We start from the raw sequence: 269 nt of genomic DNA, 5'->3' as shown, positions 1-269 counted from the left end.
GGCCGGCGGCGCATTCGCGCTCACCGCTGATTCACAAATACTGGCTGAAGTCCTTCGGCATCGACGGCGACTATCGAATCGAGGCGGTGGAGCCGGCAGCGTTCGCGGATTTCATCGGGACTCTTGCCGAACGTGGCTACAAGGGCGCGAACGTTACCATCCCGCACAAGGAGCAGGCGCTTGCGCTCTCGGCGCCCGATGCGCGCGCGCGGGCGGTGGGCGCGGCCAACACGCTCTATTTCAACGGCGGCGCCTTGCAGTCGACCAAC

The 269-nt window shown here is 65.8% G+C and carries 1 protein-coding gene; it reads left to right on the top strand.

What is annotated here, in order from left to right; translation table 11 throughout:
• Window positions 1-269 (top strand): shikimate dehydrogenase family protein (locus AC0KVN_RS27675; protein ID WP_483656855.1); only part of this gene is annotated, 269 nt, incomplete at both ends.

The sequence above is a fragment of the Sphingobium sp. SG1 genome (genome assembly GCF_057063145.1).
This window is presented reverse-complemented; position numbering and strand designations above follow the sequence as displayed.